Below are 13631 nucleotides of genomic sequence, written 5' to 3' on the forward strand. Positions count from 1 at the left end.
CCCAGAACTGGCCTCAGGGTGGACCCGGGAACGGGCCCCAGGGCGGGCCACAGAACGGTCCCCAAGGCGGCCCGCAAGGTGGTCCCCCAGGCGGCCCCCAGGGCGGACCGCCCGGAGGATCGCAGCGTTCGATGACGTCCTTCCCGCTCGCGGCGACCGGCGCGTACGCGGCCGTCCGTCCGCCGGAGCCGTCGCCGGTCCAGGCCCCGCCGCAGGGCCCGCCGCCGATGACCTCGTTCCCGCTCGCCGCCACCGGCGCGTACCGGGCGGTCGGGCAGCAGCAGGGCAGCGCGGACCTGTCGGCCAGCGGGTTCCGGGCGGTTCCGGGATCCGAGCCCGGGCCGCAGTTCAACGGGCCGATGGGCCCGCCCGGACAGTTCGGCCCGCCGGGACCTCCCGGGCCGCCGCCCGGAGGGGGCACCGCCAAGCGTCGCAAGGCCCTGCTGATCGGGGCGTCGGCGGTCGTGGTGGCCGGTGTCGCCGCCGGAGCCGTCGCTTTCGCGACGAGCGGAAGCAGCAAGAAGCAGCCCAATCCCAGCCCGACGTCCTCGGGCTCGTCGCACGCGGCCCTGTCCGGGACGTCCACCCCGAGCGGCGGCTCGCAGCCGCCGTCATCCGCGAGCGCGCCCTCGACGTCGAAGGCCGCGCCGCCGGCCGCGCCACCGGTCGCCGACGTGCTGTTCTGGCACCTGAGCGACAAGGCCGGCGGCAAGACCGCCGCCGACGCCTCCGGCAAGAACCACGTCGGCGCCCTGTCCGGAGCGGCCGGTTTCTCGACCGCGCACGGCGGCTCCGCGGAGTTCAGCGGCGCGCCGAACCAGATCAAGGGCGGCCAGATCCAGACCAAGGGCCCGGCGATCGACACCACGAAGAGCTTCACGGTCTCCATGTGGGTCGACCAGACCGGCCTCACCACGCCCACGAAGTACGCCGCCGCCTTCAGCCAGGACGGCCCGCAGTGCTTCGCGTTCACCTTCAGCTACTCGGAGGCGAGCAAGACCTGGTCGTTCGTCCGCGCCAACGCCGACGGCGCCAACCCGGCGATGACCAACGCCGGCGCGAGCGCGCCGACGCCGATGAACACCTGGGTCAGGCTGACCGGGGTCTACGACGCGCAGGCCGGGACGATCGAGCTGTTCGTCGACGGGGCGCCGCAGGGCGGGCCGGTCAAGACCGGGTCCAAGCCGTACGCCGCGACGGGGCCGTTCGCGATCGGCCGGAGCTGGTACGGGAAGTACCCGACGAATCCCTTTAAGGGCTACATCTCGGATGTGCAGGTGTTCGGGCGCGCGCTGACCGCCGACGAGGTGAAGGCGCTGGGCTGAGCCCGGCGGCGCCGGCGGCTGTGGTTTTCGGCCACTGCCTCCGGCGCCGGGGCCCGGGCTCGCGCTAGCTGTCGGCGTCCGCGGCCTCGTCGGCCCGCCGCCACGCCTCGTTGCGCTCCTGCACCCGCTGCAGGGCGTGCTCGGCCTCCTCCGGGGTGTCGTACGGCCCCAGGCGGTCCTTGGCGGCACAGGCGCCCGCCGGCTCGACCGTCCCGTGCTTCACGCAGTAATAGAAGCCGTCGTCCGCCGGCGGCTCGCCCTTCTTGGTCCAGCGCATCGCACTCTCCCTGCTGTCACCGGGTGCCTAGACTGTCTGACTATGGCGACACTCGTACCCGGCACCGTCTCTCCCACTCTGCCCGTCCCCGCGGGGATCAAGCGACCGGAGTACGTGGGACGCAAGGGGCCCAGGCCGTACACCGGCGGCGAGGTGCAGGACGCCGAGACGATCGAGAAGATGCGGGTGGCCTCCCGGATCGCCGCCGACGCGCTGGTGGAGACCGGAAAGGCGGCCAAGCCGGGCATCACCACGGACGAGTTGGACCGGATCGGGCACGAGTACCTGCTGGACCACCGGGCCTACCCCTCCACGCTGGGCTACAAGGGCTACCCGAAGTCGATGTGCACCTCGGTGAACGAGGTGATCTGCCACGGCATCCCGGACACCACGGTGCTCCAGGACGGCGACATCGTGAACGTGGACATCACGGCCTACATCGGCGGCGTCCACGGCGACACCAACGCCACCTTCGAGGTCGGCACCGTCGACGAGGAGTCGCACCTGCTGGTCGAGCGCACCCGCGAGGCCCTGGACCGCGCCATCAAGGCGGTCCGCCCCGGCCGGCAGATCAACGTCATCGGCCGGGTGATCGAGAGCTACGCCAAGCGCTTCGGCTACGGCGTGGTCCGCGACTTCACCGGCCACGGCATCTCCACGGCCTTCCACACCGGCCTGATCATCCCGCACTACGACGACCCGTACGCGACCCTGGTGATGCAGCCCGGCATGACGTTCACCATCGAGCCGATGCTGACGCTCGGGACGGCCGACTACGAGATGTGGGCCGACAAGTGGACGGCCGTGACGCGGGACCGGAAGCGGACCGCGCAGTTCGAGCACACGATGGTGGTGACGAACGACGGGGTCGAGGTGCTGACGCTGCCCAGCCAGGCGTGAGGTTCGACCTCCGGCGGTGGTGAAGCACCGGGGCAGCTTCCGCCGTCAGTCAGCCGCCTCCACCGCGACCACCTCCACGACTGTGACCGGCTCTATCAGACTCCTGCGAAGCTCCTCGATCTGCTCCGCCGTCAGCCCGTGCGCCAGCAGATACCCCTCGATCGACCCGTGCGAGGCGCGCATCCGCGCCAGCGTCGCCAAAATCAGCTCCGGCGGGCACGCCAGCGCCTGGCCGTGGAGCTTCTGCCCCAGGCCCGTGGAGGCCTGCAGCTGCTCGACCGCCTGCGTGAACTCGTCGGCGAGGTAGGCGCTGGTGAGGTGGTAGTCCTCGGCTATCACCTCGTCGGCCACGCCGAGCAACGCCAGCACCAGAGCCACCACCACGCCGGTGCGGTCCTTGCCGGCCGAGCAGTGCACCAGGACCGGATGCGTGGTGCTGGTCGCGACGTGCGCGACGGCCTCGGCCAGGACCGTGCCGCAGGCGTCCACCATGTGCTCGTAGACCGTCGTGAGGTCCTCGGGGGACTTGCCGAACGAGTCCCCGGTGACGCGGAAGACCGGCAGCCGCAAAACCGCGATGCCGGTGCCGTCCAGGGCGTCCGGGGACAGCCGGACTTCGAAGTCCTCACGGAGGTCCACCACGGTGCGGACCGGCAGGCCCGCCAGGGCCGCGCGGGCCGTGTCGTCGAGGCGGTGCAGGGCGTCGCCGCGCAGCAGCCGGCCGGCGCGCACCGTGCCGCCGGCGGCCGGGTAGCCGCCGACGTCGCGGACGTTGAAGGTGCCGGCCAGCGGGATGCGGCGGTCGGCGGCGGCGGGCCGGGACCCCTGCTCAGGTGTGGTCACGCGCACACGCTACCCGCGCCACGCTTCGCCCCACCGGCACCCCCTGACGAAGACCGGGTTACCAGGGGGTATCCTGACCCTTACCGCGTTAGGCCTTCGACCACGTCAGGGGGCTTGGGTGCCGAGGAGTTGGCGACCTGCCAAAAACAGGAAGCGCGACCACGCCGCTTCCCCCGATGGGCTGCGCTCCGAAGGCCTTCTCGATCCGCTCGACCGCCTGGTCGCCGCCGGTTTCGCGGTGGTCCCGGCGGCCGCCCCGCTCGAGGGCTCGTGCAGCTGCGACCGTCTGGGCTGTCCCACCCCGGCCGCGCATCCGCTGTCGCGCGCCTGGCAGGTCGAGGCCAGCGCCGATCCCGACCGGCTGGCCCAGTGGCGCGCCCGCCACCCCGGCGCCAACTACGCCACCCCGACCGGTAAGACCCACTCGGTCCTCGACGTGCCCGAACAGGCCGGCGCCGACGCCCTGCGCCGGATCCTGGTCTCCGGCACCGCCCCCGGCCCGGTCGCCGAAGCGGACGGCCGCTACCTGTTCTTCACCGCCCCGCGGACGAACCCCGACACCGAGGACGTCGACGAGGACGAGTGGTGGTCCAGCTCCCTGGACTGCCGGCCGGAGACGCTGCAGGAACACCCCGGACTGCGCTGGCACGACCGGGGCAGCTACGTCTTCGTCCCGCCGTCGGTGAGCATGGACGGCAGCACCGCGCGCTGGGTGTACTGGCCCGCGGACGGCACCCCGCTGCCGGACGCGGTGGTGGTGCTGGAGGTGCTGGCCGATGTGCTCGCGGAGTTCTCCGCGGCTTGACGGCCTTCCCTACCCTGAACCGCGTGACCGCGAACAGGAATCTCGCCTGGGAAGGCTGCGTCAACGTCCGGGACCTCGGCGGCCTCGGCCGGATCAAGCCCGGTGCGGTGGTGCGGATGGAAGCCCCGACCCGGCTGACCGCGGCCGGCTGGGCTGCCGCGTGGGACTATGGCGTCCGCACGGTGCTCGATCTGCGCGCCGCGGACGAGGACTGGCCGGACGAGGCACCCCGGCCCGCCGGCATCACGACCGTCCGCGCACCGCTCGACCCCGAGCCCGGCACGCCGTTCGCCCAGCACTGGACGCCGATCGACAACATGGCGACGCCGTTGTACCTCCCGGCGCTGCTGGCCGAGTACCCGGAGCGCGTGATCGCCGCCGTCAGGGCGATCGCCACCGCGGCACCGGGCTGCGTCGTCGTCCACTGCGCCGGCGGCAAGGACCGCACCGGCCTGATCGCGCTGGTCCTGCTGGTCCTGGCCGGCGCGGAACCCGGCGAGATCGTCGCCGACTACCTGCTCACCTTCGACCGCATGAAGGAGCGCTACGCCGCCCTGGGCGCCCGCGACCAGCTCGTCGCGGCCGGCGAGCGCCTCGCGGAGCACGGGACCACCATCGAGGCCTCGCTGAGCTCGACGATCGCCGGGCTGAAGATGCCGGATTACCTCCTGGCGAACGGCTTTTCCGAAGCGGAGCTCGCAGCCCTGGACGCCCGCCTGTGCACACGCGAGTGACAGAACTCACACACCGGCGAGCGGCGCCCTGCAGCGCCGGCCGCCGCACCGCCGACGGGCCCGCAACTCGCTGACTGCCGCACCGCCGACCGGCCCCGCAACTCGCTGACTGCCGCACCGCCCGGCAAGCCCTACAGCGCCGGCCGCCGCACCGCCGACTGAATCGTCCCGACCACCTCGCCGAACCCGATCCGCGCCCCGTTCGGGCCCGGCGCGACGCCGCCGATGGCGACCGTGTCGCCGTCCACCAGGAAGGTGCGCGTCGATCCGTCGGCCAGGGCCAGCGGCTCGGTGCCGTTCCAGGTCAGCTCGATGAACGAGCCGCGCTGCTCGGGCAGCGGGCCGGAGACGGTGCCGGAGGCGTAGAAGTCGCCGGTGCGCAGGCTCGCGCCGTTCACCGTCATGTGCGCCAGCTGCTGCGCCGGCGTCCAGTACAGGCCCGCGAACGGCGGCGTGGAGACCGTGTTCCCGTTCAGCTTGACCTCCAGGTGGATGTTGTAGCCCCAGGTCTCGCCCTGCAGGTACGGCAGCGGGACCGGGTCCTGGTACGGCGGCGCGACCCGCGCGTCCTGCAGCGCGGCCAGCGGGACCACCCACGGGGAGATCGAGGTCGCGAAGGACTTGCCGAGGAACGGGCCCAGCGGCACGTACTCCCAGGCCTGGATGTCGCGCGCGGACCAGTCGTTGACCAGCACCACGCCGAAGACGTGGTCCTGGAACTCCTCCACGCGCACCCCGCCGCCCAGCGGCGAGGGCGTGCCGACCACGAAGCCCACCTCGGCCTCGATGTCCAGGCGCACGCTGGGCCCGAAGCGCGGCTCCTCGTCGGTCGGTGCCTTGCGCTGGCCCGACGGCCGGACGATCGGGGTGCCGGAGGGCACGATCGTGCCGGAGCGGCCGTGGTAGCCGATCGGCAGGTGCTTCCAGTTCGGCATCAGGGCCTCGCCGTCCGGCCGGAAGATGCGGCCGAGGTTGGTGGCGTGGTCCTCGGAGGAGTAGAAGTCCACGTAGTCCGCCACCTGGAACGGCAGATACAGCACCACGTCGGTCAGCGGCACCAGCAGCGGCTCGACGGCCTTGCGGTGCTCGGGGTCGGTGAACAGCTCGGTGAGCCGGGCCCGCACCGCCGCCCAGGCCGGCGCGCCGAGGGCCATGAACGGGTTCAGCGTGCCGATCGCGAAGTACGCCGCCGGCTCCTCGATCGTGCCGTCCAGCAGGCCGCCGCCGGCCAGCGCGCCGAGGCTGACGACGAAGTCGCCGATCCGGGTGACCACGTGCGCCGGCCGCTCACCGTGGGTCGCGACGCCGTAGGGCAGGTTCTCGACCGGGAAGTCGGTCTGGGGCGGGAGCGGGACCCAGGTGGGCTGTGTCATAACCGTCCTTCGTTCGGTGGCACGGGGCCGTCGGCGCGTCAGTCGGCCGGGCCCTTCAGTAGGTCGGCAGGTCCGGCAGCAGGCCCAGGCCCGCCAGATCGTCGATCGGCTCCTGGAAACTACAGGAGCCGAAGCCGTGGAACAGATCGCGGGTCCGGGCCGCGTCCTCGACCGTCAGAGCTTTGACACGTTCCGCCAGTTCAGCGCCGTCCGCCAGCTCCAGGACCGCCGCGACGTCCTCGATCTCCGCGCCGTCGCTCGCGCGCTCGGCGGCCAGCAGCACGTTGAGGAAGCCGTGGTGCGTGAACCCGGTCTCGGCGTCGGTGTGCCGCACCGCGTTGTGCAGGCCGGCCGTGCACTTCACGCCGACCTCCAGGTCCGCGCAGCCAACCATGAACTCGGCCACGGCCAGCGGCGTCGGGAACGCTTCGGCGGTCAGCCCACCGGTGCGCAGCTTGGCGTACAGCAGCTCGCGGCCGGTGAGCGTGGGGAGCAGGGACCGCATGTCGGCCGGGGCGATCTCGATGTAGGCCTCGACGCCGTACGGAAGCTTCTGCTCCAGATCCTCCAGACGCTCGCCCGGATGGCGGATCTCGACGGCCTCCAGGATCACCCGGTCGTCGTCCGCCAGCTCGGCGAACGCGGCCAGCAGGCCGTCCACACCGGTGTCGCCGATCAGGCCCAGCCGCAGGCCCTCGTCCGGGCTCAAGAGCGGTTTCAGGGCGGCGAGCTTGGAGACGGGGCACAGGAAACGGCCGAGCAGGCCGCTGTGGACGCCGGAGTCGTGGGCCAGGTGCGCGGGCACCGCTTCGGCGATGGGGGCGTCGCCGGGCGGGAACAGCGCCGCGTCGTCGATCAGCTCTGCGAACAGGACGCCGAGGGCGCCGGGGTCGGCGGTTGACATGACCGCCACGGTAGCCCATGGTCGAAGAGAGCGGACAGCGACGTCCGATTATCGAACAGGAACAGACCGAACGAAGGGGACGGCGGCGATGGCCTACTACCGCGCAGTGGGCGAGATCCCGCACAAGCGCCACACCCAGTTCCGCCGCCCGGACGGCGAGCTGTACTCCGAGGAGCTGATGGGCGTCGAGGGCTTCTCCTCCGACTCCGCGCTGCTCTACCACGTCGGGCTTCCGACGGCGATCGTGGACTCGGTGGAATGGGAGCCGCCGGGGCCGCTGTCCGGGGCGGTCGCGAACCGTCCGCTCAAGCCGCGGCACTTCCTGACGCACAAGCTGGACGCCTCGGGCCTGGACGCCGTCACCGGCCGGCATCTGTTGCTGGGCAACGGAGACGTGCGCCTTTCCTACGTCGCGGCGACCGCGGCCTCTCCCCTGTACCGGAACGCCATAGGCGACGAGTGCGTGTACGTGGAGTCCGGGTCGGGAGTCGTGGAGACCTCCTTCGGCGCGCTGGAAGTCGGGCAGGGCGACTACGTGATCCTGCCGACCTCGACCATCCACCGCTGGGTGCCGGCGGGCGGCGAGGGCGAGCCGCTGCGGCTGTTCGTGATCGAGGCCACCGGGCACATCGGCCCGCCGAAACGCTACCTGTCCGCGAAGGGCCAGTTCCTGGAGTCCTCGCCGTACTGCGAGCGGGACCTGCGCGGACCGTCCGAGCCGCTGCTGGCCGAGGGCTCCGACGTCGAGGTGCTGGTGCGCCACCGCGCCGGCGGGACCAAGCTCACCTATGCGCACCACCCCTTCGACGTCCTGGGCTGGGACGGCTGCCTGTACCCGTACGCCTTCAACATCGCCGACTTCGAGCCGATCACCGGCCGCGTGCACCAGCCGCCGCCGGTGCACCAGACCTTCGAGGGCCCGAACTTCGTGATCTGCTCGTTCGTGCCGCGCAAGGTGGACTACAACCCGCTGTCGATCCCGGTGCCGTACAACCACCACAACGTCGACTCCGACGAGGTGCTGTTCTACACCGGCGGCAACTACGAGGCGCGGCGCGGCTCGGGCATCGGTCAGGGTTCGATCTCGCTGCATCCCTCGGGCCTGACCCACGGTCCGCAGCCGGGTGCCGCGGAGCGCTCCATCGGCGCGGACTTCTTCGACGAGCTCGCGGTCATGGTGGACACGTTCCGGCCGCTGGAGATCGGCGACGGCGGCGTGGCCTCGGAGGACCCGGGGTACGCGTGGACGTGGTCGGGCCGGCACAACGGGAGCTGACAGCACCGAGGCGCGGGCGGTCACCGTTGAGACCGCCCGGCTTCGGGTAGCGTCACCATGTGCTGAGAAGGACTCTGGCCGCCATCGGATGCGCGGCCCTGCTGGCCGGCTTCGGGACGGCCGCCGCGCCGGCCCGCGCCGCCGCCTCTTCGTGCCCTGATTCGCAGGGTGCGATGCTGGCGTTCAACGCCACCCGCGCCTGGACCGTCGCCGGCACCAAGGGCGGCGGCGTCACCATCGGCGTGGTCGGCGCCCCGGACCGGGTCGCCGAGGCCGCCTGCGCGATCAGTGCCCTGGCACCGGACGCGACCGTGGCGACCGGATCGGCCGACGGGGCGATCGTGGTCGTCGCCGACACCTCGGTCGATCCGGCCTCGATCGGCGGCCAGGCGCTGGTGATCGCGGCGGCCGGGGACACCGGGGAGGCGATGTCGCCGCGTCCGCAGGGTGTGGTGAACGTGGCCTCCGCGGACGATTCCGGCGCGCCCCAGCAGTCGTCCTCCTCCGGTCCGGCGGTGACGCTGGCCGCCTACGGCAACGACACCTCGACCGCCTCCGGCTACGTCGCCGCCCTGGCGGCGATCCTGCGGGCCGGCCACGCGAACTGGCCCGCGCGGCAGGTGGTGGCGCAGATGGCCGGCTCGATCAACCCGGCCTCGGGGAACCTGCACACCGACCGGCTCGGGTTCGGCATCATCGCGCCGGTGCAGGCGGTGAGCCTGGACCCGGTGGATCCCGGGACGCTGCCGGGGTTCGACGCGATGTTCCCGGCGAACCAGCCGCCCCGGACCGCGCCGAGCACGCGGTCCGCGCCGACGAGCGCGGGTACGTCCTCTGCTTCGGGCGCCCCGTCATCGGCCGCCTCGGGTTCGCCATCCGGTGCCCAGACACCTCAAGCCTCGGCTCCCGGCACCACCGACACCGCCAACGCCTGGCCGACCAACCCGGTTTTCTCAACGGGTCCCTCGAACGGGTCACGCGCGGCGGCCGGCAGCGGCGGCGGATCAAGCGCTTTCAGCCCCGTCCTGCTGATCGGGTTCATCGTCGTCCTCGCAGGTGGCGGGTACGTCTTCTGGCAACGGCGGCGAGGGCCCAAACCCGCCGCGACAACGCCGGAATCGGAATGGGAGGCCCCAAGCGGTCCCCGGCATTCGGGATACAGCCCACCCGAAGAATGACCGTCCGCTACGGTTTCGGGCATGTCGCAAAACCACGGGGTCCCGCCGGAATCTGAGGCCCCGACGGAGTACATCCCGCGGATCACCGACGCACCCTCCCCCGCGGATGCACAGACGGAGATGATCCCGAAGATCGTCTACACGCCGCCGCCGTCCCAGGCCCCTGACGGGGACGGCTACCAGGCGCCCCCGCCCGGCGAACGGTCGGCCCGGACCGCCGACCGCGCCAGGAAGTCGGCGCAGCGCCGGCTGGCGGTGCTCTCCGGCGTCGGCGAGGTGCTGATCACGCTCGGCGCGGTCATGGCGCTGTACGTCGTCTACACCCTGTGGTGGACGAACGTGGAGGCGAACAAGGCCGCCAACTCCGAGGCCAACTCGATCCAGCAGCAGTTCCAGCACCAGCTGACGCCGAACGCGCCGGCCGGCACACAGCCCAAGTCGGCGTTCGCCCCGAGCGAGGGCTTCGCCCTGATGACCATCCCGGCCATCGGGAAGACCAACATCCCGGTGATGCAGGGTGTGGACAAGGAGAAGGTGCTCGACAAGGGCGCCGTCGGGCACTACACGACGCCGGACACGGCCATGCCGTGGGACCCGACCGGGAACTTCGCGGTCGCGGCGCACCGGCGCACGTACGGGGAGCCGTTCCGGTACATCAACCAGCTGCGGGTCGGCGACCACGTGGTGGTGGAGACCACCCACGGCTGGTACGTCTACGCGCTGGACAAGGAGCTGCCGCAGACCGACCCGACCAACATCGGGACGATCGCGCCGATCCCCAAGGGCGGGCCGTTCACCAAGCCCGGCCGGTACATCACGCTGACGACGTGCACCCCGGAGTGGGCCTCGACGTACCGGCTCATCTGGTGGGGTCATCTGGTACGCGTGGACCCGCTGAACGGGCCCCCGCCGGCGGAGCTGAAGGATCCCAACCGGCACACCTGACCTGCGCGATTCTTGGATTCGCCCCGGTGGCCGCTACGATGGATCGAATCCAAGCGAACGCTGCGCGGGACAGGTCACCTAGAAGCCGGTCGGAAACCGGCTTCCTTCATGTGACGCAGAACGCAGTGGGGTCCGGAACCTGCCATTCCCCGGTCCGCCACTTCAGGCGCGGCTATCGCCTACCTGGTCGTCCAACAATGGGACCAGGCCGCCTTAGTGACCGTTCTGTAACCCGCTGCGGCGCAATCCATGCGCTCGTGTGCCCCTGAGGACGTGTCCGCCTTCAGAAGGGCTATATCAGCCATGTCTGCAATCACCCCTGAGAACGAGATCGCGGCCGAGGAGTTCGCTCCCGCCGCCGAGCTCGACACCGAATTCACCGACGCCGACGATCTTGCCGACGAGCTTGAGCTCGACGACGAGCTCGACGCTCTGGACGAGGACGAGGACGAGGACGTCGACACCGACATCGAATCGGCCGACACCGAGCCCGTCGCGTTCACCGACCTGGGCCTGCCCGAGGAGCTGGTGAAGAAGCTCGCCGACAGCGGCGTGCACAACACCTTCCCGATCCAGGCCGCGACCATCCCGGACGCCCTGGCCGGCCGGCACGTGCTGGGCAAGGCCCGCACCGGCTCCGGCAAGACCCTGGCCTTCGGCCTGGCCGCACTGGCGAACCTGAAGGGCAAGCGGGCCCGCAAGGGCAAGCCGCTGGCCCTGGTCCTGGTGCCGACCCGGGAGCTGGCCATGCAGGTCAGCGACGCCCTGCAGCCGTACGGCTTCGCCGTGGGCGCGGACATCGCCGCGGTCTACGGCGGCGCGCCGATGTACAAGCAGGTCTTCTCGCTGCGCCGCGGCGTGGAGCTGCTGGTGGCCACCCCCGGCCGGCTGACCGACCTGATCGAGCAGGAAGAGTGCGACCTGTCCGAGGTCGAGATCGCCATCCTGGACGAGGCCGACCAGATGGCCGACATGGGCTTCATGCCGATCGTCTCGGAGCTGCTGTCGCAGACCGACCCGGCCGGCCAGCGCCTGCTGTTCAGCGCCACCCTCGACGGCGCCGTGGACGAGCTGGTCAAGAAGTACATGACCGACCCGGTCCTGCACTCGGTGACCCCCGACGACGACGACCGGGCGCAGATGGACCACCACCTGCTGATCGTCGAGCCGGCGGACAAGGCGCTGGTCACCGCCGAGATCGCGGCCCGGCACACGCCCGGCGGCGACGACGGCCGCCGCACCATCCTGTTCGCCCGCACCAAGCTCGGCGCGGACCGCATCGCCGAGAAGATCCGCGAGTCCGGCGTCTCGGCCCTGGCCCTGCACGGCGGCATGACCCAGCGCGCCCGCACCAAGACCCTCGCGGACTTCAAGGACGGCCGCGTCCCGGTCCTGGTCGCCACCGACGTCGCCGCCCGCGGCATCCACGTCGACGGCATCGACCTGGTCCTGCACGTCGACCCGGCCGGCGACCCGAAGGACTACCTGCACCGCGCCGGCCGCACGGCCCGCGCCGGCGAGAGCGGCACCGTGGTCACGCTGGTCCTGCCCAAGCAGCGCAAGAGCACAGTGCGCCTGCTGGAGTCGGCCGGCGTCGAGGCGGAGCTGACCCGGGTCACGCCGAGCTCGGAGGCCCTGCGCGAGCTGACCGGCGGCCGCCCGGTGGCGGAGTACGTCGCCGAGGCCGACGCCTACCACTCGGCCCGCCGCGCGGCGCGCGAGGCCCGCATGTCCGACGACCGGCGCGAGGGCCGCGACGGCTTCCGCGGCAACCGCGAGGGCGGCAACTACCGCGGCGGACGCGACGGCTTCCGCCAGGACCGCGACCGCTTCGACCGCGGCCACCGCGGCGGCGGCCGTTTCGAGGAGCGCGACGGGCGGGGCGGCTTCGGCCGCGACCGCGGCGAGCGCAGCGGATTCGGCGGCGAGCGGACGGGTTCGGGTCCGGGGGCCGGTTCGGCTTCGGGTTCGGGTTCGGGTTCGGGCTTCGGCGGTGAGCGTCGTTCGTTCGACCGGAACGGCTCCGGGCGCTCGTTCGACCGCGACAACCGTGGCGACCGCGGCGAGGGCCGTTCGTTCGACCGCAACGGCTCGGGGCGCAGCTTCGACCGCGACCGCGACAACCGCGGTGACCGGGGCGGCTTCGGCGGCGAGAGCCGCTCGTTCGACCGCAACGGTTCCGGGCGCAGCTTCGACCGCAGCCGCGACAACCGCGGCGGTTCCGAGGGCCGCAGCGGCGGCTTCAGCGGCGAGCGTCGCCCGTACGGCGACCGCGACAACCGCGGCGGTTCCGAGGGCCGCAGCGGCGGCTTCAGCGGCGAGCGTCGTTCGTTCGGCGACCGCGACAACCGCGGCGGTTCCGAGGGCCGCAGCGGCGGCTTCAGCGGCGAGCGTCGTTCGTTCGGCGACCGGGACAACCGCGGCGGCTTCGACCGCGACAAGCGCGGTGGCTCCGAGGGCCGCTCGTTCGACCGCGGCAGCAGCCAGGGCCGCAGCTTCGGCGACCGCGACAACCGAGGCGGCGAGCGTCGCTCCTTCGGCGACCGCGACAACCGCGGTGGCTCGCAGAGCCGCAGCTTCGGCGACCGCAACGGCGGCGGCCAGGCCCGCAGCTTCGACCGCGACAACCGGGGCGGCACGCAGAACCGCGGCGGCTTCGGCCAGCGCAGCGGCTTCGACGGCCAGCGCAGCGACACCCGCAGCACGCCCTCCGACCGCGACCGCGACCGCACCACTGAGCGCCGCACCTTCGGCGAGCGCACCGCCTTCGGCCGCCCCCGCGGCGGCTACAGCAACGACCAGCGCGACAACCGCCCGACTCGCGACCGCCGCTGGTAATCACTGAGTGCTGAAAGGGGACCGCGCATCATGCGCGGTCCCCTTTCGGTTTCTCGCCGGGAGCCTTCAGCCCCCACCCGCGCCTGGTCAGCCGTCCTCGCCGGCCCCGGCCGCTCACTGCCCAGCCAGCAGGGCCCAGGTCAACCGACAACAGCTCGACCCGACAAGCACCCGGCAGTCGCCGACCCAGCCCGCTCGCGATGATGCCCGTCAGGCACCGCGCAGCTCGGCCC

At 72.2% G+C, this 13631-nt stretch carries 12 protein-coding genes; 8 read left to right on the top strand and 4 right to left on the bottom strand.

What is annotated here, in order from left to right:
- Positions 1-131 precede the first annotated feature (131 nt).
- Entirely contained in the window at positions 132-1325 is a 1194-nt protein-coding gene (locus ABH926_RS20625; protein ID WP_370367309.1) for a LamG domain-containing protein, read from the top strand.
- A gap of 64 nt (positions 1326-1389) precedes the next feature.
- Here the strand turns inward: ABH926_RS20625 and ABH926_RS20630 are convergent, their stop codons facing one another.
- Complete coding sequence (locus ABH926_RS20630; RefSeq protein ID WP_370367310.1) at positions 1390-1602, bottom strand: hypothetical protein; 213 nt, start codon at positions 1600-1602, stop codon at positions 1390-1392.
- Positions 1603-1644: 42 nt separating this feature from the next.
- Between ABH926_RS20630 and map the strand changes: the two genes are divergently transcribed.
- On the top strand, positions 1645-2502 hold the full coding sequence (gene map, locus ABH926_RS20635; protein WP_370367311.1) for a type I methionyl aminopeptidase: 858 nt from the start codon (positions 1645-1647) through the stop codon (positions 2500-2502).
- A gap of 45 nt (positions 2503-2547) precedes the next feature.
- On the opposite strand, the gene ABH926_RS20640 is transcribed toward map, so the two are convergent.
- Complete coding sequence (locus ABH926_RS20640) at positions 2548-3345, bottom strand: tyrosine-protein phosphatase (RefSeq protein ID WP_370367312.1); 798 nt, start codon at positions 3343-3345, stop codon at positions 2548-2550.
- Positions 3346-3463: 118 nt separating this feature from the next.
- On the opposite strand from ABH926_RS20640, the gene ABH926_RS20645 reads away from it, so the two are divergent.
- On the top strand, positions 3464-4150 hold the full coding sequence (locus ABH926_RS20645; protein WP_370367313.1) for a bifunctional DNA primase/polymerase: 687 nt from the start codon (positions 3464-3466) through the stop codon (positions 4148-4150).
- A 23-nt stretch (positions 4151-4173) separates the two neighbouring features.
- Positions 4174-4884 (top strand): tyrosine-protein phosphatase, encoded by a 711-nt coding sequence (locus tag ABH926_RS20650; RefSeq protein WP_370367314.1) that lies wholly within the window; start codon positions 4174-4176, stop codon positions 4882-4884.
- A gap of 131 nt (positions 4885-5015) precedes the next feature.
- On the opposite strand, the gene fahA is transcribed toward ABH926_RS20650, so the two are convergent.
- Together fahA and ABH926_RS20660 are read right to left on the bottom strand one after the other, a co-directional pair.
- Entirely contained in the window at positions 5016-6257 is a 1242-nt protein-coding gene (fahA, locus tag ABH926_RS20655) for a fumarylacetoacetase (protein ID WP_370367315.1), read from the bottom strand.
- A gap of 55 nt (positions 6258-6312) precedes the next feature.
- Positions 6313-7161, bottom strand: a complete 849-nt coding sequence (locus ABH926_RS20660; protein WP_370367316.1) for a hypothetical protein — start codon at positions 7159-7161, stop codon at positions 6313-6315.
- An 88-nt stretch (positions 7162-7249) separates the two neighbouring features.
- Here ABH926_RS20660 and ABH926_RS20665 point away from each other — a divergent pair, with 88 nt between their 5' ends.
- The 4 genes from ABH926_RS20665 (at position 7250) to ABH926_RS20680 (ending at position 13398) form a co-directional block, all read left to right on the top strand.
- The gene (locus ABH926_RS20665; RefSeq protein ID WP_370367317.1) at positions 7250-8437 is read left to right on the top strand and encodes a homogentisate 1,2-dioxygenase; all 1188 of its coding nucleotides are present in this window, start codon (positions 7250-7252) and stop codon (positions 8435-8437) included.
- Between the two features lie 59 nt (positions 8438-8496).
- Positions 8497-9615, top strand: coding sequence for a hypothetical protein (locus ABH926_RS20670; RefSeq protein WP_370367318.1), 1119 nt, complete (start codon positions 8497-8499; stop codon positions 9613-9615).
- Positions 9616-9636: 21 nt separating this feature from the next.
- Positions 9637-10560 carry a class E sortase gene (locus tag ABH926_RS20675; protein ID WP_370367319.1) on the top strand — a complete coding sequence of 308 codons (924 nt, stop codon included), beginning with the start codon at positions 9637-9639 and terminating at the stop codon, positions 10558-10560.
- A 303-nt stretch (positions 10561-10863) separates the two neighbouring features.
- Positions 10864-13398: a DEAD/DEAH box helicase gene (locus ABH926_RS20680; protein ID WP_370367320.1), complete on the top strand. Its 2535-nt coding sequence runs from the start codon at positions 10864-10866 to the stop codon at positions 13396-13398.
- Positions 13399-13631 lie beyond the last annotated feature (233 nt).

It is taken from the genome of Catenulispora sp. GP43 (genome assembly GCF_041260665.1).
Taxonomy (GTDB): Bacteria; Actinomycetota; Actinomycetes; order Streptomycetales; family Catenulisporaceae; genus Catenulispora.

What these genes read in the sequence shown, in the direction of transcription:
- ABH926_RS20680 (WP_370367320.1), top strand. Translation starts at nt 10,864, where the DNA reads ATGTCTGCAATCACCCCTGAGAACGAGATCGCGGCCGAGGAGTTCGCT.
- fahA (WP_370367315.1), bottom strand. Translation starts at nt 6,257, where the DNA reads ATGACACAGCCCACCTGGGTCCCGCTCCCGCCCCAGACCGACTTCCCG.
- map (WP_370367311.1), top strand. Translation starts at nt 1,645, where the DNA reads ATGGCGACACTCGTACCCGGCACCGTCTCTCCCACTCTGCCCGTCCCC.
- ABH926_RS20660 (WP_370367316.1), bottom strand. Translation starts at nt 7,161, where the DNA reads ATGTCAACCGCCGACCCCGGCGCCCTCGGCGTCCTGTTCGCAGAGCTG.
- ABH926_RS20675 (WP_370367319.1), top strand. Translation starts at nt 9,637, where the DNA reads ATGTCGCAAAACCACGGGGTCCCGCCGGAATCTGAGGCCCCGACGGAG.
- ABH926_RS20625 (WP_370367309.1), top strand. Translation starts at nt 132, where the DNA reads ATGACGTCCTTCCCGCTCGCGGCGACCGGCGCGTACGCGGCCGTCCGT.
- ABH926_RS20665 (WP_370367317.1), top strand. Translation starts at nt 7,250, where the DNA reads ATGGCCTACTACCGCGCAGTGGGCGAGATCCCGCACAAGCGCCACACC.
- ABH926_RS20630 (WP_370367310.1), bottom strand. Translation starts at nt 1,602, where the DNA reads ATGCGCTGGACCAAGAAGGGCGAGCCGCCGGCGGACGACGGCTTCTAT.